The sequence below is a fragment of the Chelatococcus daeguensis genome (assembly GCF_001887265.1).
In the GTDB taxonomy this organism is placed as follows: Bacteria; Pseudomonadota; Alphaproteobacteria; order Rhizobiales; family Beijerinckiaceae; genus Chelatococcus_A; species Chelatococcus_A sambhunathii.
Window position 1 is genome coordinate 2,863,316 of the sequence record NZ_CP018095.1, and the last position, 18,945, is coordinate 2,882,260.

18 protein-coding genes and 1 tRNA gene are annotated in these 18,945 nt (G+C 67.2%); 2 read left to right on the plus strand and 17 right to left on the minus strand.

The features are described from left to right. Positions 1-41: 41 nt before the first annotated feature. From BOQ54_RS13560 to BOQ54_RS13635, 16 genes are all read right to left on the minus strand, one after another. Positions 42-1,091 carry an endonuclease/exonuclease/phosphatase family protein gene (locus tag BOQ54_RS13560; RefSeq protein ID WP_055457599.1) on the minus strand — a complete coding sequence of 350 codons (1,050 nt, stop codon included), beginning with the start codon at positions 1,089-1,091 and terminating at the stop codon, positions 42-44. 252 nt (positions 1,092-1,343) lie between these two features. Beyond that, on the minus strand, positions 1,344-2,267 hold the full coding sequence (locus tag BOQ54_RS13565) for a sugar phosphate isomerase/epimerase family protein (RefSeq protein ID WP_245280438.1): 924 nt from the start codon (positions 2,265-2,267) through the stop codon (positions 1,344-1,346). Positions 2,268-2,294: 27 nt separating this feature from the next. Then, positions 2,295-3,407 carry a sn-glycerol-3-phosphate ABC transporter ATP-binding protein UgpC gene (ugpC, locus tag BOQ54_RS13570; RefSeq protein WP_055457907.1) on the minus strand — a complete coding sequence of 371 codons (1,113 nt, stop codon included), beginning with the start codon at positions 3,405-3,407 and terminating at the stop codon, positions 2,295-2,297. A 14-nt stretch (positions 3,408-3,421) separates the two neighbouring features. Next, on the minus strand, positions 3,422-4,342 hold the full coding sequence (locus tag BOQ54_RS13575; RefSeq protein ID WP_071924092.1) for an ABC transporter permease subunit: 921 nt from the start codon (positions 4,340-4,342) through the stop codon (positions 3,422-3,424). Between the two features lie 10 nt (positions 4,343-4,352). Continuing rightward, positions 4,353-5,243, minus strand: a complete 891-nt coding sequence (locus BOQ54_RS13580; RefSeq protein ID WP_071924093.1) for an ABC transporter permease subunit — start codon at positions 5,241-5,243, stop codon at positions 4,353-4,355. Between the two features lie 70 nt (positions 5,244-5,313). After that, positions 5,314-6,660 carry an extracellular solute-binding protein gene (locus BOQ54_RS13585; RefSeq protein ID WP_071924094.1) on the minus strand — a complete coding sequence of 449 codons (1,347 nt, stop codon included), beginning with the start codon at positions 6,658-6,660 and terminating at the stop codon, positions 5,314-5,316. Positions 6,661-6,827: 167 nt separating this feature from the next. Beyond that, a complete protein-coding gene (locus BOQ54_RS13590; RefSeq protein ID WP_245280439.1) occupies positions 6,828-7,343 on the minus strand; it encodes an L-2-amino-thiazoline-4-carboxylic acid hydrolase in 516 nt (171 codons plus the stop codon). An 11-nt stretch (positions 7,344-7,354) separates the two neighbouring features. Then, complete coding sequence (locus BOQ54_RS13595; protein WP_055457604.1) at positions 7,355-8,062, minus strand: ABC transporter ATP-binding protein; 708 nt, start codon at positions 8,060-8,062, stop codon at positions 7,355-7,357. Positions 8,063-8,066: 4 nt separating this feature from the next. Then, complete coding sequence (locus BOQ54_RS13600) at positions 8,067-8,822, minus strand: ABC transporter ATP-binding protein (protein WP_071924095.1); 756 nt, start codon at positions 8,820-8,822, stop codon at positions 8,067-8,069. After that, positions 8,819-9,832 carry a branched-chain amino acid ABC transporter permease gene (locus tag BOQ54_RS13605; protein WP_055457909.1) on the minus strand — a complete coding sequence of 338 codons (1,014 nt, stop codon included), beginning with the start codon at positions 9,830-9,832 and terminating at the stop codon, positions 8,819-8,821. Before BOQ54_RS13605 ends, BOQ54_RS13600 begins: the two co-directional genes overlap by 4 nt. Continuing rightward, positions 9,825-10,811, minus strand: a complete 987-nt coding sequence (locus BOQ54_RS13610) for a branched-chain amino acid ABC transporter permease (RefSeq protein WP_245316218.1) — start codon at positions 10,809-10,811, stop codon at positions 9,825-9,827. Before BOQ54_RS13610 ends, BOQ54_RS13605 begins: the two co-directional genes overlap by 8 nt. A 124-nt stretch (positions 10,812-10,935) precedes the next feature. Further along, positions 10,936-12,054: an ABC transporter substrate-binding protein gene (locus tag BOQ54_RS13615; protein WP_055457606.1), complete on the minus strand. Its 1,119-nt coding sequence runs from the start codon at positions 12,052-12,054 to the stop codon at positions 10,936-10,938. Between the two features lie 32 nt (positions 12,055-12,086). Continuing rightward, positions 12,087-12,584, minus strand: coding sequence for an L-2-amino-thiazoline-4-carboxylic acid hydrolase (locus tag BOQ54_RS13620; protein WP_055457607.1), 498 nt, complete (start codon positions 12,582-12,584; stop codon positions 12,087-12,089). Between the two features lie 32 nt (positions 12,585-12,616). Beyond that, on the minus strand, positions 12,617-13,903 hold the full coding sequence (locus BOQ54_RS13625; protein ID WP_071924096.1) for an NAD(P)/FAD-dependent oxidoreductase: 1,287 nt from the start codon (positions 13,901-13,903) through the stop codon (positions 12,617-12,619). A 230-nt stretch (positions 13,904-14,133) separates the two neighbouring features. Continuing rightward, on the minus strand, positions 14,134-14,916 hold the full coding sequence (locus tag BOQ54_RS13630; RefSeq protein ID WP_063190019.1) for an outer membrane protein: 783 nt from the start codon (positions 14,914-14,916) through the stop codon (positions 14,134-14,136). 298 nt (positions 14,917-15,214) lie between these two features. Then, positions 15,215-15,290: transfer RNA gene (locus BOQ54_RS13635), tRNA-Glu, on the minus strand. Between the two features lie 155 nt (positions 15,291-15,445). Between BOQ54_RS13635 and BOQ54_RS13640 the strand changes: the two genes are divergently transcribed. Both BOQ54_RS13640 and rpoH read left to right on the plus strand, forming a co-directional pair. Continuing rightward, positions 15,446-16,465: an RluA family pseudouridine synthase gene (locus BOQ54_RS13640; RefSeq protein ID WP_071924097.1), complete on the plus strand. Its 1,020-nt coding sequence runs from the start codon at positions 15,446-15,448 to the stop codon at positions 16,463-16,465. Positions 16,466-16,656: 191 nt separating this feature from the next. Next, a complete protein-coding gene (gene rpoH / locus BOQ54_RS13645; protein ID WP_055457610.1) occupies positions 16,657-17,562 on the plus strand; it encodes an RNA polymerase sigma factor RpoH in 906 nt (301 codons plus the stop codon). Between the two features lie 119 nt (positions 17,563-17,681). Here rpoH and BOQ54_RS13650 read toward each other — a convergent pair whose 3' ends face one another. Next, on the minus strand, positions 17,682-18,941 hold the full coding sequence (locus BOQ54_RS13650; RefSeq protein WP_055457611.1) for a hypothetical protein: 1,260 nt from the start codon (positions 18,939-18,941) through the stop codon (positions 17,682-17,684). Between the last annotated feature and the right edge of the window lie 4 nt (positions 18,942-18,945).

Genomic DNA, 18,945 nt, shown 5'->3' on the forward strand with positions numbered 1-18,945 from the left:
ACCAGTTCCCTCGCCCCGCCTGCGGCGGAGAGGGTGGAAATTCACCCCTGCCGCGGGCGGACGTCGGCCACGACGAGGTCGTGGTCGGAGATGGCGTTGCCGGCCGCATCGACCGCCGGCACCGTTGCCGGATCGGCCACGGCGACGCCGCGGCAGAACAGCCAGTCGAGCCGGGTAAACGGCGCCTCGGGCGTGCCGTCCGGCCGCGTGCGCAGGCTGACATGGCGCGTGTTGCAGGTCTCCCAGGCAAAGCCTGCGGCTCGCATCTCGGCAAAGAGCGGCTCGGCCTCCTCGACGGCTTCGAGCGGCAGTTCCGCGCCGGCCGGGCCGACGGGCAGCGCATTGGTGTTGAGGTCCCCGCCGATGACGACGGGCACCCCCAGCGCCATATCCTCCAACGCGGCGAGCAGCCGCCGCACCTGGGCTGCGCGGTCCGCGGCGTCGCTGTTGCTTTCGAGGTGGACGGACACGGCGAGCAACTCGCCCGCCGCCCCCGCGACGCGGGCCGCGATCGCCATGCGCCCACCGAGCCGCCGCTGCCCGACCTCGGCCCCCGCGAACCACCGCCCGCCCTCGTCGAGGCGGATCACCGCCACGTCACGGAACGGCAGCCGCGACAGGATGGCATTGCCGTGCAGGCCGACCGCATTGGTCTGCCCCGCGTGCCAGACGCGCTCGCGCGTGTCGCCGAGCCCGAGTTCGACGAATTCCGTACCGAAGACGTAGCCCATGCCGAGCGCATCGGCGAGGAGCCGCACGGTGTGGACATTGCCCGAGCGCGCCATGCCGATGTCCATCTCCGAGAGGAGGACGACATCGGCATCGACCTGCCGGAGCAGCACGACGGACGCCTCGTGATACTTGCAGCGCTCCGCATTCCAGGCCGCGATGCGCAGCGTCGCGGCGCCCCCCGTGACCGCCGCCACGGGCCGCATCTCGATGGCGTTGAGCGCCTGCAGGTTCGCGGCGATTCGGTCATGCTCCGCCTGGACGGCCGGCACGCGCCGGGCCTCGTCCAGGATGCCGTAGCCCGGCCCGCGCAGTTCGGCGGTCGTCGCGGTGACGAGACGCTCAAGGGTGGTGATGGTCATGATGGGATCACTTTCGGCGAGCTGTTACCGCAAAGCGCGGCACACCGGCTGATATCGGCTCTGGCGCGTCCTTATCGTCCGAGCGCATGCGTCGCACGGTATTTCCCAAAAGCAGACGCCATGGCAAGCGAACCGCCCGTCATGGCCGGGCTCGTCCTGGCCATCCACGCCTGGCGACTTGCGCGGCTTTCAAGGCGGGGATGCCCGCGAGGAGCGCGGGCATGACGGCAGGTGGTACCGCCCCTCACCACTTCACGCGGCGACGGCGGCCTTCTCGTCGGCGAGGGCGGCAAGGCCGCGGGCGCGGGCGAGGCAGGCCGGCAGTTCCGGTTCGAAGCGCTCGGTGATCTCCATGATCATGGTCGTGCCCGCCGGAAAAGTAAGTTCCGCGAAGATCTCCTCCCACGGGATGTCGCCCCAGCCAAGCGGCATGTGCAGGTCGCCGATGCCGAGCGCCATCGCCTCGCCCGGGTGGAAGAAGCGCGTCATCGTATAGGGGCGGCCGAAGGAATCGTGCACGTGCAGGTGGCCGGCCACGGGCGCCATGGCGCGGATCTCCGCCCGCCAGTCGAGGCCGCGGCGCTTCGATTCGATATAGGCGTGGCTGAAGTCGATCAGCGCGCAGAGGTTCGGATGGCCGATGGCGGCCACCGTCGCGGCAACCTCGGACGGCGTCTGGCGGTATTCGTCGTCGCCCATGGCGAAGATGTTCTCGAGCGCGATGCGCACGCCATAGCCGCGGGCAACCTCGGCCATCTCGGCGAGCGCCTCGCGCTCCATGGCATCGACGAGACCCATCTCGCCGCGCGTCTTCATGGGCGCCATGCCGGAGTGGTGCACGAGGACGCTCGCCCCGACGCGGTCGCACAGCTCGAGCATCGCCCGCATCGCCGCCTTCTGGTACGGCAGGTTGACCATATCCATGAAGTTCGAGCAGACGAGGCCGTGCACCGTATAGCCGAGCTTGTAGCGCTTGGTGATCTCGACGAGCCTGCCGATCCGCTCGGGCAGCACGCGCCCGCCGGAGACGAGGTCCTCGCTGTAGAGCGACAGTTCGGCGATGTCGGCGCCGAGGTCCGCATGGCGGGCGAGCGCCCGCTCCAGCACGGAAAGGTCGCCGGTGCCGTTGCCCGTGCAGAAGCCGACGCCGGCGATGATGTTGCTTGCTTGCGACATGATGCGTTCCATCCTCCTCGCGAATTGTCAGGCAGCGGCGACCGCCGCGCGGCTCGTCTCGACGCTCTCGGCAAGGCCGAGGCGCAGCCCCGTCTCGCCGTCGAAGAAATGCAGGCTCTGGGGCAGGAGCTTGAGGCCGACGCGCTCGCCCGGGGCGAGATCCGTCTCCTCCGACAAGGTCACGGCGAAGGGCAGGCCGTCGATGTCGGTGTAGACGACCCGGCCGGCGCCGAGTTCCTCCACGAAATCGACCGTCGCCGGCAGGGCACCGGGGCTGTCGGCGGCAACGAGTTCCACCTGCTCCGGCCGCACGCCGAGCGCCACCGGCCGGCCGGCATGGGCGCGGGCGAACGGCCATTCGACGGCGACGCGCCGGCCGTCGAAGGTGAAGCTGTCGGCAGCCATTGTGCCGTCGATGAAATTCATGGCGGGAGCGCCGATGAAGGCGCCGACGAAGCGGGTGCGCGGCCGATGGTAGACCTCGGCCGGGGCGCCCACCTGCTCGACGCGACCGCCGTTCATGACAACGAGGGTATCGGCCAGCGTCATCGCCTCCACCTGGTCATGCGTGACGAAGACCGAGGTCGCCGCGAGGCGCTTGTGCAGGCGGCGAATCTCGGCACGCATCTGCACCCTGAGCTTGGCGTCGAGGTTCGACAAGGGCTCGTCGAACAGGAACACCTTGGGCTCGCGCACGATGGCGCGGCCCATGGCGACGCGCTGGCGCTGGCCGCCCGAGAGCTCGCCCGGCCGGCGGCTGAGGTAGTTCTCGAGGCCGACCACGCGCGCCACCTCGGCGACGCGCCGCTCGCGCTCCGCCTTCGGCACGCCGGCGACCCTGAGCGCATAGCCGATGTTGCCGGCGACGCTCATATGCGGATAGAGCGCGTAGTTCTGGAACACCATGGCGCAGCCGCGCTCGCGCGGCTCCAGCCGGTTGACGACCTTGTCGCCGATACGGATCTCGCCCGCCGTGATCTCCTCGAGCCCGGCGATCATGCGCAGCAGGGTCGACTTGCCGCAGCCGGACGGGCCGAGAATGACGACGAAAGCGCCGTCCGCGAATTCGAGATCGACCCCGTGCACCACCTCCCTCTTGCCGTAGGCCTTGCGCACGTTGCGGATGGAAATGCTGGACATGTCCTTGAGCTCCGTCACTTCTCGGTGGCGATGAGGCCGCGCACGAACCAGCGCTGCATCAGCGCCACGACCACGACCGGCGGCAGCATGACGATGAGCGCCGCCGCCATGGCGACGTTCCAGTCCGGCAGGCCGCCGTAGGGGTTGGGCACCATCTGCTTGAGCGCGATGATGGCGGTGCCGTAGGTGCCCCGGTCCGTGGTGACGAGCAGCGGCCACAGGTACTGATTCCAGGCGTAGACGAACATGATGGTGGCGAGCGCCAGCATGTTGGTGCGCGACAGCGGCATCAGGATCTCGACGAAGAAGCGGAAGGCCCCTGCCCCATCCATCTTCGCGGCTTCCGCGAGTTCGTCCGGCACCGTCATGAAGAACTGGCGATAGAGGAAGGTGCCGGTGGCAGTAGCGACCAGCGGCAGGATGAGCCCGACATAGGAGTTGAGCAGGTTCCACTGCAGCGACACCTGGAAGCCGGACAGGACGGCGATAAGCGCGCTGATGCCAGTGACATCGAGGATCGCCTGCAGCGGCGCGAGCGCGTTGGCCGCGATCGCATAGGTCGGCACGATGCGCACCTCTAGCGGCAGCATGAGCGTGACGAAGATGACCCAGAAGAAGATCGTCCTCAGGCGGTAGTTGAAATAGACGATGGAGAAGGCGCTGAGCGCCGCGATCATCACCTTGCCCAGGGTGACGCCCGTCGCAAGAATGAAGCTGTTGGCGAGCTTGGTGCCGAAGTCTCCCCGCTGCCAGGCCGCGCCGAGATTGGTAAGAAGCTCGTCGCCGAGGGCGAAGCTGAAGGGAATGCGGTTGACCGCCTCGACAGTCTGCGTCGCCGCCGTGAAGGCCATCCACACCGGCAAGAGCACGACGAGGAGCCCGCCGAGCATGATGGCGTAAGTGACGGCATTGAAGATGGGGGTGCGCTCGATCATCTCGCCCGCCTCACTTGTAGTGCACGCGCCGCTCCACCCAGCGGAACTGGATGAAGGTGAGCACCATGACGAGCAGCATGAGGATGATGCTCTGGGCCGCGGCGCCCGAATAGTCTAGGGCTTTGAAGCCGTCGGAATAGATCTTGTAGACGAGGAGGTTGGTCGCGTTGGCCGGCCCGCCCTCGGTGAGGATGTCGACGATGCCGAAGCTGTCTGCGCCGACGAAGCTCTCGGTGAGATTGATGACGAGCAGGAAGAAGAAGGTCGGCGTCAGCAGCGGCAGCTGGATGTCGAGCATGCGCCTGAGCGGCCCGGCGCCGTCCATGGCGCTCGCCTCCGTCAGTGCCCGCGGGATCGACTGCAGCGCCGCAAGCAGGAAGATGAAGTTGTAGCCGATCCACTTCCACGCGAAGCACAGGACGACGAGCGTCATCGCCTGGGCGCCGTTGATCGACGGATTCCAGAGCCCCGGCCACCACTGGTTGACGAAGGCGACGAGCCCCGTCTCGGGCGCGAAGATGAAGCGGAAGGCGAGGCTCACGGCCGGCGCCGCAACGGCATAGGGCCACACGTAGAAGGAGCGAAAGCTCTTCGAGCCGCGCAGCTGCCGGTCGACGAAGAGGGCGAGCACCAGAGCCTGGGCGAGCGCCAGCGCCGTGGCCGCAAAGGCGAAGACGCAACTCGCCGCGACCGACGACCAGTATTTGGCGTCGTTCAGCACGGCGCTGAAATTCTCGAGGCCAACCCACTGGTTGCCGCCGCCCCAGGGCATCTCCAGCGTGAAGGCCCAGTAGAGCGCGGCACCCGTCGGCCAGTAGAAGAAGACGAAGACGAGCAGCAGCTGCGGCAGGATGAGCAGGTAGGCGAGGCTGCCGGCCCTGAAGACGGCGCGCTTTTCCATCGGATCGGCTCCGGAGGCTCGACGCGGGACGCCGCGGCGCCGGAAAGGCGCCGCGGCCGTTCAGATGGCCTCAGAGGAGGCTCTTGCCCGCGTAGGTCTTCTCGAAGCGGCGCAGCACGGCGTTGGAGCGCTCGGCGGCCTCGTTCAGCGCTTCCTCGACGCCGACCTTGCCGGCGAAGATGCCCTGCAGCGCGTCCGTCACCTCCTTGCGGATCTGCATGAAGCCACCGAGGCGGATGCCGCGGGTGATCGGCGTCGTCGGCGTATAGGTCAGGCTCTCGATGGCGAGCTCGCGGCCCTTATAGGGCGCCTTGTCATAGAAACCCTTGGCCTTCATGGCCTCGAAGCCGGAGTTCGTCACCGGGATGTAGCCGGTGACCGTCGACCACCACTCAGCCGATTCCGGCGTGCCGATGAACTTGAGGAAAGCAGCGGCCCCCTTGTATTCCGGCTCCGACTTGCCGGCGAGGACCCACAACGAGGCGCCGCCGACGAGCGAGTTCCTGCGCTCGGTGCCCTTCCACACCGGCAGCATGGCAACGTCCCACCTCATGTCGGGAGCGGCCGTCTTGCCGATGGTGCCGTGGTCCGCGATCGAGGTCTGGATCATCTGGCAGGCGCCGGAGGCGAAGGACGGCACGATGTCCATGCCCGCCTCCTTCGTGCGCACCACGAAGACCCCTTCGTCCGCCATGCGCTTGAAGAACTTCACATGGTCGACGAACTTCGTCTTGTTGAACACGACTTCGGCGTCGAGCCCGTCATAGCCGTTGTTCTTGGTGGCGATCGGCTCGCCGTGGATGGCCGAGAACTGCTCCAGGATCTGCCAAGTGTCGAAGTTGAAGCCGAGCGGGCACTCGTAGCCGGCCTTCTTCAGTTCGCGCGCCACCTCTTCCACCTCCTCCCAAGTGGAGGGAGCCTTGTCGCGGCCGATCCTGGCGAAGGCGTCCCTGTTCCAGTAGAGCATCGCCGTCGAAGAATTGTAGGGGAAAGACAGAAGCTCGCCCTTCGCCGTCGCGTAGTAATTGGCGATGCCGGAGAAGTAGTCGTCCCACTTCACCTCGTAGCCGTTGTCCGCCATCAGCTTGCGCGCCGGCACATAGGCGCCGGAGAGCATAAGGTCGAGCGTGCCGCCGTCATAGACCTGCACGACGGTTGGCTGCTTGCCGGCGCGGTAGGCGGCGATGGCGTTCTGCACGGCGTTGGGATAGCCGCCCTGGCCGACGCAGACGGCCTCGAATTCCTGCTGCGAATCGTTGAAACGCTTGCAGGTTTCCTGCACGCGCTCGCCGAGGTCGCCCGTGAGGCCATACCAGAACTCGAACCGGGCGCGCTCGGCGGCGGCCGGTGAAACGGCGAATGCGGCGACGAGCGCACCCGCGGCCGCAGCCATCTGCAGCTTGCTGACGAAGGACATTCCGCAACTCCCTGATGCTGGCGGGCCAGGCGGCCGGCCCTCATGCCGAGAGGTTGTTACGCCCTGTGTCTGACAGTTTTATTTCATTTCCACAGCGCTTAACTCAGCCGGCAAAGCGAACGACTGTCATTATTCTGTCAGGCGACGCGGCGGGAGGTCGACATCTCTCAGCCTTCGGCCTTTTCGTATGTATAGCGGAAATCGCAGTGGCTCGCGCCCTGCATGATGGTCTGCGAACGGGCGAGCTTGAGCCTGTCGTCATAGCCCTCGCAGAAGGTGCCGTCCCGCTGGCACGACAGCAGGTGGCCGATCTCACCGAGGCCCATCTGCCGGTACATCTCCGCATAGCGGCAGCGGGTGACGTTGAAGGCGAAGGTCGTCTCGGTCTTCTCGATCACGTCGATCTCGAGCGCGTTCTCCATGGTCCACAGCGGCTGCAGCGCGGCAAAACCCTCGATGGAGGTCTCGCCGTTCTGCATGGCGGCGAATCGCGCGCCCTGCTCGATGGAGGAGCGGCGCACAGCATCGGCCACCGCCTTCTGCGCCACCGCGACGCCGTGGCTCTCCTTCAGCGTCTCGTAGACATGCTTGAGGATCTCCGCCTCGATGCGCCGGCGCTCGATCATCGGCATCGGCGGGGCGGCCGCCGTCTCCTTGGCTGTCGTATCCTTGGCAGAAGCCATCATCCTCTCCTCTATCCGGCGACGTGGCCGCCGAGATAGGCCTCGACGATGCGCGGATCGTTAGCGAGTTCGGCCGCAGGCCCGGCAAGGACGACGCGCCCCCCTTCCATCACCGCGGCCCTGTCGGCGACCCTGAGCGCCCCGCGCGCATTTTGCTCGACGATCAGGATCGACACGCCCTGCTCGCGGATCCGCGCGACGAGATCGAAGATAAGCTTGACGAGCTTGGGCGCAAGGCCGAGCGACGGCTCGTCCAGAAGCAGCACCCTGGGGCTGCGCATGAGGGCGCGGGCGATGCACAGCATCTGCTGCTCGCCGCCCGAGAGCGACCCCGCCGCCTGCCCCATGCGCTCGCCGAGGATGGGGAAGAGCGGCAGCACCTCGTCGATGCGGGCAAGGCCCTGCGGGCCGCCGCCGAGGACGAGGTTCTCGCGCACGCTCATGGTGGCGAAGATCTGCCGCCCCTCGGGCGCCTGGCAGAGGCCGCGCGCCACGATGGTGTGCGAGGGCGCGTTTGTAATGTCCTCGCCGGCGAGCGTGATAGTGCCGCCCCTGACGCGGTAGATGCCCGAGAGCGCGCGCATCAGCGTCGTCTTGCCGACGCCGTTGGCGCCCAGCATGGCGACGATCTCGCCTTCGCCGAGGTCGATGTCGATGCCGTGCAGGATCTCCTGCACGCCCATGGAGACGTGGAGGTCGCGGACTTCGAGAAGCGCCATGGCCCTATTCCTCCACGCCGAGATAGGCCTCGAGCACGGCCGCGTCCTTGCGCACCACCTCCGGCGCGGCATCGGCGATCTTGCGGCCGCTGGCGAGCACCACCACCCGCTCGCAGATGCCCATGACGAGGCCCATGTCGTGCTCCACGAGGAGCACGGTCATGCCGTCGCCGTGCAGGCGCTTGATGAAGGCCGCGAGTTCGCGCGTCTCGGTGTCGTTGAGACCGGCCGCCGGCTCGTCGAGGATGATGAGCTCCGGCTCCATGGCGAGCGCGCGGGCGATCTCGAGATATTTGCGCCGGCCATAGGAGATGTTGGCCGCGAGCTCTCCGGCGAGGCCTTGCAGGCCCACCTGCTCGAGCGCTGCCCAGGCGCGCCGCGAGATGGCCTCGCTCCGCGCCTTGCCGCCGAACACTGCCCCCGCCGCATTGACGCCGTGCATCCCTGCCGCCCCGACAGAGACGTTGTCGAAGACGCTCATGTTCGGGAAGATGCGGAGGTTCTGGAAGGTGCGGCCGATGCCGAGCCGGGCGATACGGAAGGGCTTCTGGCCGTCGATGCGCCGGCCCTTGAAATGCACCTCGCCCGCCGACAGCGGCGTGAAACCCGAGATGAGGTTGAACAGCGTCGTCTTGCCGGCACCGTTCGGGCCGATGACGCCGACGAGTTCGCCCTTGGCGACCGTGGTCGAGACGCCGTCGACCGCGGTGAGGCCGCCGAAGCGGCGCGTCGCGCCGTTGATGGTGAGAAGCGTCGTCATCGCCAGCCCACCTCCGAGCCCGCCTTCGTGCCTTCGCCGCGCCAGGCGCCGCCGAGCTGACGGCGCACGAGGTCGAGCGCCGAGACCTCGCCGATAATGCCCTTGGGCATCAGCAGGATGGAGAAGAACAGCACGCCGCCGACGATGATGTTGCGGAAGTCGCCGACCGGCCTGAGCACCTCCGGCAGGAGGATGAGGACGAGCGCCCCGATGACCGCCCCCGGCAGGCTGCCGAGCCCGCCCACCACCACCATCGCCAGGATGAGGATCGATTGCGGGAAGGAGAAATCGGCCGGCGAGATATAGCCGGCCGTGTGCGCCCACAGCGCCCCGGCAATGCCGGCGAAGAAGCCGGAAACGGCAAAGCTCTCGATCTTCAGCCGCACGGTGTCGAGGCCCATCGCATCCGCGCACTGGTCGTCCTCGCGCAGCGAGCGCAGCGCGTTGCCGTAGTAGGAGTGCGACAGGCGATGGATCACCCACAGCGAGGCGAGCGTAACGACGGCCACGACGAAATAGGCCGAAGCCGGCCGCGACAGGTCGTAGCCGAAGAGCGTGAGGCCGCTGGTGACGAGGATGCCGTTCGGCCCCTTCGTCACCGGCACCCAGTTGAGCATGACGAGATAGAGCATCTGCCCGATGCCGAGCGTCGCCACGGCGAAATAGATCGACACCAGCCGCATGGTCGGCAGCGCCACGAGGACGGCGACGAAGGCGGCGCCGAGCCCGGCGAGTGGCAGGGTCCAGCCGAAGGAGAGCCCGGCCTCCGTGGTAAGCAGCGCCGCCGTATAGGCGCCCACGCCGTAGAAGGCGGCATGGCCGAGTTGCAGGAGCCCCGCAACGCCGGTGACGAGGTGCATGGAGGCCGCGAGCAGCACGAAGATCAGCGCGAGATTGGCCACCTGGTAGAGATAGCTGCGGTCGAAGGCGCCGAGCACCGCCGGCACGACCCCGAGGACGAGGACGAGCACGGCCGCGACGACGAGAAGGGGGCGCAGACGGTCAGACACGGTCGCGAGCTCCGCCAAAGATGCCGCGCGGGAAGAAGATGAGCGTCACGATGAGGAAGCCGTAGGCCACCATGTCGGCCCAGACGGAGGGCACGAAGATGGTCGCGATGCTCTCGCTGAAGCCGAGGATGAGCGCGCAGATGACAGCGCCGGGGATGGACGAGAGCCCGCCCATGACCATGGCGACGAAGGCCTTGATGCCGGGGATGAAGCCCATGCTCGGGAAGATGGCCCCGTAGTAGAGCCCGACGAGGATGCCGGCCGCCGCCCCCATCATGGAGCCTACGGCAAAGGTCCAGATGATGGTGCGGTCGGTGTTGATGCCAACATATTTGGCACCGAGCGGATTGCTCGACACGGCGCGGATCGAGAGCCCGACATTGGTGCGCTTGAGGACATATTGCAGCCCGCCCAGCATCAGCGCCGCCACCACGAAGATGATGACGTCGCCCGAGACGATGGTGATCGGCCCGAGGCTGATCGGGCTGTTGAGCAGCCGGTCGAGCGGCACGGTCTGGAATTGCGAGCCGAAGCCGATCTCGACCGCCTCGCGCACGACGATGGACACCGCGAGCGACGACATCAGCGTCGCCTCGCGCATGGCGCGCGACTTGAGCGAGGCCTCGTCGCTGAAGCGCCGGAACGGCTTGAACGCTATGCGCTCCAGCCCGACGCCCGCGAGCGCCCCCACCGCCACCACGAGGAGCAGCACGACGATGAGCGGCGGCGCGAAGGCGGAGATGACCACGAGCCCGGTAAAGGCGCCGATCGTGTAAACCTCGCCGTGGGCGAAGTTGACGACGTTGAGCACGCCGAAGATCAGCGTGAAGCCGATGGCCATCAGGGCATAGACCATGCCGAGGGAGAGGCCGATGGCGAGTTGCTGCAGGTAATAATCCATCGCGACCGGGAGGTTGGGGCCGAAAAAGCCGCTGAACTCACGCCAATCGTCGTCGAGATCGACGCTCTCCAGCGTCATGGCCGGGCTCGCCCCGGCCATCCGCGCCTTTGACGCTGCGATCGTCTGAGGCGTGGATGCCAGCGACGGGCGCGGGCATGACGGCTGTGGACCGGACCGCCTCACCGGCGGCCCGCAGCTGCGTTCAGTCGGCGACTGCGACGAACTGGCCACCCTTGACGACGGCCTTGGTCAGCTTCTTGGCCGGCTCGCGGTGGGCATCGAAGGTGGTGTCGCCGGTCACGCCGGGGAAGTCCTTGGTTGCGGCGAGCGCATCGCGCACCTTCTCGCGCGTCGGCTCCGGCCAGGCCTTCTCGAGCGCGGCGAGCATGATGTTGACGGCATCATAGGCCTGGGCCGGGAACTGGCCAGGCTCCGCCTGGCCTGTCTTCTCCTTCCAGGCCGCGACGAATTCCTGCACCTGCGGCGCCGGGTTCGACGGCAGGAAGGTCGCCGTCAGATGCATACCCTCCGCGTCGGCACCGGCGAGCTCGATGAGCTTCTGGTTGTAGGCGGCCGAGGTGGAATAGACCGGGATGGTGAGGCCGAGCTGCTTCATCTGCTTGAGGAACTGCGCCCCATCCTCGTAGAAGAAGCCGGTGTAGATCGCGTCCGGCTTCTCGCGCGCGATCTTGGTGATGATCGGGCGGAAGTCGGCCAGCCCGCGGTTGAAGAACTCGCTGAATACCACCTCGCCACCCTTCTTCTTCACCTCGTCGGCGAAGTTGGAGACGACGGTCTGGCCCCAGTCGGTCTGCTCGGCGATGACGGCAATCTTCTTGAAGCCCTGATCGACCATCCAGTCGGCATTATAGGGCCCTTCCTGCGCCTGGGTGGTGATGTTGCGGAACTGCCATTCCGAGATCTTGGCATAATCCGGATGCGAGGCCGTCTGCGACAGCTGCGGCATGCCGGCACTCTTGTAGACCTGGGCCGAGGCCATGGACACGCCGGAGGTGAAGTCGCCCAGCACGCCGACGATCTCCTTGTCGTCGACGAACTTGCGCGCGATGGCGATGCCTTCCTTGGCGTCCGACCGCGAGTCCTCGAAGACGATCTCCACCTTGAAGGGCCTGCCGGAGGCATTGAACTTGGCGAGCGCAATCTCGGCCGCGTTCTTGAAGTCCTGGCCGTATTGCGCCGTATTGCCCGTGAGCGGCAGCTGGTAGCCGATCTTGACGACCGGCTGCTGCGCGAGTGCCGCCCCGCCCGAGACGGCGAGCGCGGCAAGCCCCGCGCCGATCAAAAGATTACGTCTGTTCATCTCAGTCACTCTCCCCGATTGTCTTCGGCGCCTCAGGCCGCCGTGCCCGGCAGGACCCTGAGACGGCAGCAGCCGCTCTCGCCCGGCTTCCATGTCTCGCCGGCGAAGGTGAAGCCGGCCGCGGTGAACAGGCCCGTGTCGATGGCGCCCGCCATGCGGCACAGCTTGCGCACGTCCTCATCGGAGCGGCCCATCTCCTGCCAGGCTTCCTTCAGTGGGCAGCGGTGGAAGTAGATCTCCAGCTCCTCGCCGTCGCAGCGGCGTACCTCGGGCGAGAACATGCGCTCGCCCTCGATGATCCCGCCGAGGAAAGCGTCCTTCAGCCCGTTGAGGTCGCCCGGGCCGTAGTCCTTGAAATTGCGCCCCATGTCCTCGCCCATGCGGCGGGTCGCCTTCATGCCGAGCTCGAGCGCCTTCTCCTCGCCCAGCTCCTCGCGCAGCGTGTCGAACATGTAGGCATAGGCCGCCGCGCGCATGGCGAAGGCCCGGCGCAGGAGGTTGATGGTGTTGTCATCGGCTTTGTCCGCCATGTCGTCCTCTTCCACTGCAGCCTCAAACCGATTCAAGCGATTTCGCGGGCATCGCGCCAGCGATAAAGAACGAGGTTGAGCGGCGCGAGGCGCCGCAGCAACCCGTGCGCCGGCAGGGGCCGCGGCTCGCTGAACGGCAAAGCAACTTCCGCGCCATCGACGGCGCGCGCCAGTTCGCGGCCGATGCTGAGCGACAGCGCCACCGCCCGGCCGTTGCAGCCAGCCCAGGCATAGGCGTCCGGCCCGAGGCGATGGAAGCGCGGGAAATAGTCGGTCGTCATGCCGATGTAGCCGTTCCACACATGGCTGAAACGCACCTCGCCGATCTGTGGGAAGATGCGCTTGAGCCGCTCGCCGATACGCCGCCTGAGCCGCTCCGCGCCGTTGACCGGAGCGATGAGCGCCCCTCCGGTCACGAGCCGGTGGCGTGCGTCGTAGCGCATGAACCAGAGGTCGCCGTGGGTGTCCGACACGGCCTGCCGGCCGGGAATGATCGAGGCCCGCAGATTGTCGCCGAGGGGCTCGGTGGCCATCTGCCACGACAGCACCGGCACCACCTCCTGCGCGATGGCAGGCGCGAGTTCTGTGGCGAATTCCCCGGTATAGGCATTGGTGGCGAGCACCAGCGCCTTGGCCCGCACCTCACCGTGCGGCGTCGCGACGCGCCAGCCGCCGCCCTCGCGGGCGAAGGAAAGGGCCGGCGTGCCGGCGAAGATGCTCACGCCCTTCGCCGCCACGGCGCGTGCGAGGCCGCGCGCGAGCGCCAGGGGATTGATGTGCCCGCCGCTGCGGTTCCAGAAGCCGCCGTGCCAGGCCTCGGAGCCGGTCATCTGACGCACGCGCTCCCGGTCGAGCAACTCGACCGGCGCCCCGTAGCGACTCCACTGCGCGACGCGCGCCTCGGCAATCTTCATGCGCCCCGGCGTATGCACCGGCTGGATCCAGCCGGTCTGTTCCGCCTCCGCCGGGATATCGAGGCGACGCACCAGGTCGAACAGCACGGACGCGCTGTCGCGCAATAAGGCGACGAAGCGCTCGCCGTCAGCGCCGTGCCTTGCGACGATGTCGTCGGGGTTCGGGCGCGTCAGGGTGGGAATGACCTGGCCGTTGTTGCGGCCCGAGGCGCCCCAGCCCGGAGCGGCAGCCTCGAGGAGCACGACGCGCTTGCCATCCTTGGCGAGATGGAGCGCCGTCGACAAGCCGGTGAAGCCGCCACCGATGACGACGACATCGCCGGTGGCCACACCCGCAAGCGACGGGTAATCGTCTACCGGAGGCGTTACGTCCGCCCACAGCGACGGCGGCCAGGCCGACTTCATATGCTCCACTGCCCCCTCCGATCCCACCACGGGCGACAGCCCGAAGCGTCTCAAAAACGTAACTTATTGATTATTTCGCGACAGTCGCAAGCCCCCAATTCCACAGCAGACAGGATAATATCCATAATTCCCGCATAAGAACGGACATTTTCCGGCCGGCGGCTAATGAAAACGGCCGCCTGCGCAGTGCGCAGACGGCCGTGATGCTGCCTCGGAGAAGACCCGATCGATCAGAACTTGTAATTGAGACCGGCGCGGACGACGCTGAACTGCGTGTCGCTCTTGACCGTGAGGGTGTCGCCGGCGAGCGCCGGGTCCGTTCCCGTGTAGCCGAGCCGCGTGTTCTTGTCGCCGAGATCGACGTAGAGATATTCGCCGCGCAGGGTCAGGTTGTTCGTGATGGCATATTCGAGGCCCGCACCGAGCGTCCAGCCCCACTGCGTGTGGTTGCCGCGGCCGGACCAGGAATCCTCGCCGATATCGTCCGCCACCGTCATACGATGCTTGACCTGGCCATAGGCGAGACCGCCGGTGGCATAGACGAGGAGACGCTCGGTCGGGGTGAAGCCGACGCGCGCGCGCACGGTGCCGTACCAGTCCACCGTCGCCTTAGCGAAGACGGAGCCGCCGTCACCTTCGAAGTCGGCCACCACGCCGCTGATGCGACGGTTGACATTGAGATAGTTGAAGTCGGCTTCGGCGCCGAGGACGAATTGGCCAATCTGGTAATTGTAGCCGATCTGCGCACCGCCGGTGAAGCCGCCACTGTCCGACTCGCGCAGGCCGAGGGCCGCGCCGACGTTGATGGACTGGAACGTATCCTCGTCGCGGACGTGCAGAGAGCCATGCTCCCAGGCGCCGCCGACATTCACACCGGCGTAGAAGCCGGTCCAGGTGAAGATCGGCCCGACGGGCACGACCGGAGCCATCTGCCGGGATGGCAGATCGGCAGCGAGAACCGGGCCGGCGACGGCGAGCGCCAGGATTGAAATCGAAGTGCGAAGTGCACGCATCAGTACCCCCAGTGTAAGAGTAGCGACACCTTACTCACTGTGGGTAATCAATCAATTAATATAGGCACAATGTGCCTCGAAAACAGGCGCAACGGAAGAATTTTAGATAAAATTCCGTAAAAATTGGCAAACAACTCCCCCGACAGCCGACGTGAGGGCACGGCGCGCGCTCGCATGTGATGTTGCGCAGAGTCGCACGCGATTTTGCGCGCTACAGCTCTAAAGGTGAACATATGCTGTCCCACCGAGTGTCCCACCTTAGATTTTTTTGATGTTTTTCAGGCGCTTATGAGGCGGGTGGCGCTCCCAAGGGGACTCGAACCCCTGTTTTCGCCGTGAGAGGGCGACGTCCTAGACCGCTAGACGATGGGAGCGTCTCGCGTGAGGCCGCTTCTATATAAGCGCTTCGCCCCCTGTTCAAGTCCTGTCGCGGCACTTTGTGTCAAAAACCGTCCGTCTCCACAGTCTCAAGACGGTTCTGTTGCCGGGAGAGGCTTGACTGGACTGCCGCGACGGGCGACGAGCGCTCATGAGCGACAAGATGGCGGATGCCGGCCGAACCATCCATCTGACCGCCGGGGCAGATGATGCCGGCGTGCGGCTCGACCGCGCGCTCGCGCTCAGGCTTCCGGACCTGTCGCGCAGCCGCATCCAAGAACTCATTAAGGATGGTCACGTCAGCGTCGGCGGAAAGCCCGAAACGAATGCATCGCGCAAGCTCGCCGCCGGCCTCCCTCTCGCCGTCACCGTGCCTCCGGCGGCGGCGGCGGAACCGTCCGGCGAGGATATCCCCCTCAGTGTGCTCTATGAGGACAACGCGCTCATCGTGATCGACAAGCCGGCGGGTCTTGTCGTGCACCCGGCCCCCGGCAACGAGACGGGCACGCTCGTCAACGCCCTCATCGCCCATTGCGGCGCGAGCCTCTCGGGCATCGGCGGCGTCCGGCGGCCGGGCATCGTGCATCGCCTCGACAAGGACACGTCCGGCGTCATGGTAGTGGCGAAGACCGACGAGGCGCACAAGGGGCTGAGCGCCCAGTTCGCCGACCACGGCCGCACCGGGCCGCTGCACCGGGCCTATGTGGCGGTGGTCTGGGGCGTGCCGCAGCCGCTGGCCGGCACGATCAGTGCGCCGATCGACCGCGCCCCGCACAACCGGGAGAAGATGGCGGTCGCCCGCGCCGGCCATGGACGCGAAGCGGTCACGCACTATATGGTGGAGGAGCGTTTCGCCGCCGGACACACGGCGGATGTGGCGAGCCTTGTGCGCTGCCGCCTTGAAACGGGGCGCACGCACCAGATCAGGGTGCATCTCGCCCACCGCGGCCATCCGCTCCTCGGCGACGCAACCTACGGCAGCGGCTTCCGGACGAAGTCGGCCCTTCTCGGAGAGGCGGCGCGCCAGGCGTTGAGCGTGCTGTCTCGCCAGGCGCTTCATGCGGCCGAGTTGGGCTTCGCCCATCCAGTGACGGGCGAGGAAATGCGCTTTGCAAGCCCGCTGCCGCCAGAGCTACTGAGGCTCGTGAACGCGCTGCGCGCGAACACCTGAAAGCGCGGGTGCGGAGTCCGATGTGTGCGCTAGCGCACATGCCGGACGAAACCAACGGCCGAAACTGCGGTTCTGAGACAGTCGGATGCCCTCTTTCGGACAATGTGTTCCCGGATGTAGGGTGTTCAGGACGGCTGGCCAGGGGGCGGCCGTCACACGGCCTGCCGACAGGGGGCCGAAAGGAGGTGAAAATGGCTACCGGCGCACTTCCCACGCTCGCCAGCGAGGGCGGGCTTTCGCGCTATCTCGAAGAGATCCGCCGTTTCCCGATGCTGAAGCCCGATGAGGAATTCATGCTCGCGAAGCAGTGGCGGGAACACGGAGACCGCGACGCGGCGCACAAGCTCGTGACGTCGCATCTGCGGCTCGTCGCGAAGATTGCGATGGGCTACCGCGGCTATGGTCTGCCCATCGCCGAGGTGGTCTCGGAAGGCAACGTCGGCCTGATGCAGGCCGTCAAGCGCTTCGAGCCCGACAAGGGCTTCCGCCTCGCGACCTACGCGATGTGGTGGATCAAGGCTGCGATCCAGGAATACATCCTGCGCTCTTGGTCGCTCGTGAAGATGGGCACGACCGCGAGCCAGAAGAAGCTGTTCTTCAACCTGCGCAAGGCCAAGGGCCGCATATCCGCCTATGAGGAGGGCGACCTGCGACCGGAACAGGTCAGGGCCATTGCCAAGCGCCTGGGCGTGCCCGAGCAGGACGTGGTCGAGATGAATCGCCGCCTCGGCGGCGACACCTCGCTCAACGCTCCCCTGCGCCAGGACGGTGACGGGGAGTGGCAGGACTGGCTGGTGGACGAGAGCGACGACCAGGAAGCCAACCTCGTGGCCGAAGAGGAGGGGCGCAACCGGCTCGCTGCCCTGCGCCAGGCGCTCGGCGTGCTCAACGAGCGCGAGCGGCGCATCTTCGAGGCGCGTCGCCTGCGCGACGATCCGATCACGCTCGAGGATCTCTCCAGTGAATTCGGCGTCTCCCGCGAGCGCGTGCGCCAGATCGAGGTCCGCGCCTTCGAGAAGGTACAGGAGGCCGTCAAGCAGGGTCTCGCCCGCATTGAGGCGCCGAAGGGCGACGGTCAGGCGCTGAGCCCCGCCTGACGTTGCGGCCGAGTGGCCTCTGAAGAGCAACGGCGGCCGGGGGCCGCCGTTTTGTTGTGCGGGTCTGCCCGTCCGATGGGTGTCGCGGGGGCTGCCTCACCGGCGCCCCACAAGGCTTGCTATTGCTGGCCTGCCCAGACGCGCAGGGCGGCCTCGAGCGCCTGCTCGCCCGACAATCCCTTCTCGAAGGCGAGCACGGCGCGCCGGCCGGATGCATAGCGCAGCGGAATGTCCATCCACGACCGCGACCGCAGCAGCTCGGTGTTGCGCTCCACATCGCTGGCGAGGTTGGAGAGCCCGACCAGGAAGAAGTTCGACGTCACCGGCACCGGCAGCCCGGCGAGCGGCGTGCCGCGCGCCCCTTCGTCCGTCTTGAGCTGCGGCACGCCGACTTCCCGGACCGCCCGTTGGGGATCCGTTTCCTCGAACGTCATCTCGACGGTATGGGATGCCGGCAGCGTCGCGTCGGTGTTGCGGCGGAAGGTCAGATTCAGCGTGAAGCCTGCCTCGGGCACGGCAACTTCGGCACGTACCACCGTTTCGAGCGGCTGCCCTTCGCCGGGGTTGACGGTGTCGAGCCGCCAGACCGCACGCCCGCCAGTGGCCCGCGGCGCCTGGTTGGCATCGCCGGTCTCCTCATAGAGGATGGCCCGCTGCGAGACCGCCACCGCGCCGCCGGGCGGCGTCGCCTGCTGCGGCGGCTGCGGCTGCGGCTGCGCCGGCGGGGCCTGGTCGGACGGCGGACCGCCGATGCGATCGTTGAACTTTGCCTCACCCTCCGTCGGCGTCTCGCCGGGCTCCGTCTGTGCCTGGTCCGGCACCGGTGCGGGCGCCTCCTGCCGCAGCCACAGGGCCGTGCCGGCTATTGCCGCGATGGCAAGGGCGAGGACGCCGGCAACGATCAGCGTGCGACGGCGCTCGCCACCGTCGCGAGCGCCGCGCGACGGCGACAGGCGCGGCCGCGCCGGGCGCTCGTCCTCGCCCCGGGGCAACGCTCCGTATCCGCCCGGCATACCGGGCGGCTCGGCCGACTGGTCGTCGCCCGGCCCGTAGCGGTCAATCTCGCCATAGCCCCCGCCGCTCCGGTAGGGATCCCGGTCATCGTCGTAGCCTGCCGTCGCCCCTACCGCCTCATCGAAACGCGGCTCCAGCGGATCGTCATAGAGAGGCGGCGCATATTCGTTCTCGATCCGCGCGATGACATCATCGAGCGCGATCTGCTCGCGCTCGATATCGGCCTCCGACAACGGCGGGTCCACCGCCCGCAACTGCTGCAACAGCACGACGCGCGCCCGGTCGTAGATCGCGCGCCGCGTCTCGGGGGTGTTGTCCGGCAGGCCGGCTACGGCCCGCGAGAGCAAAGGATAATAGTCCGCCATCGGC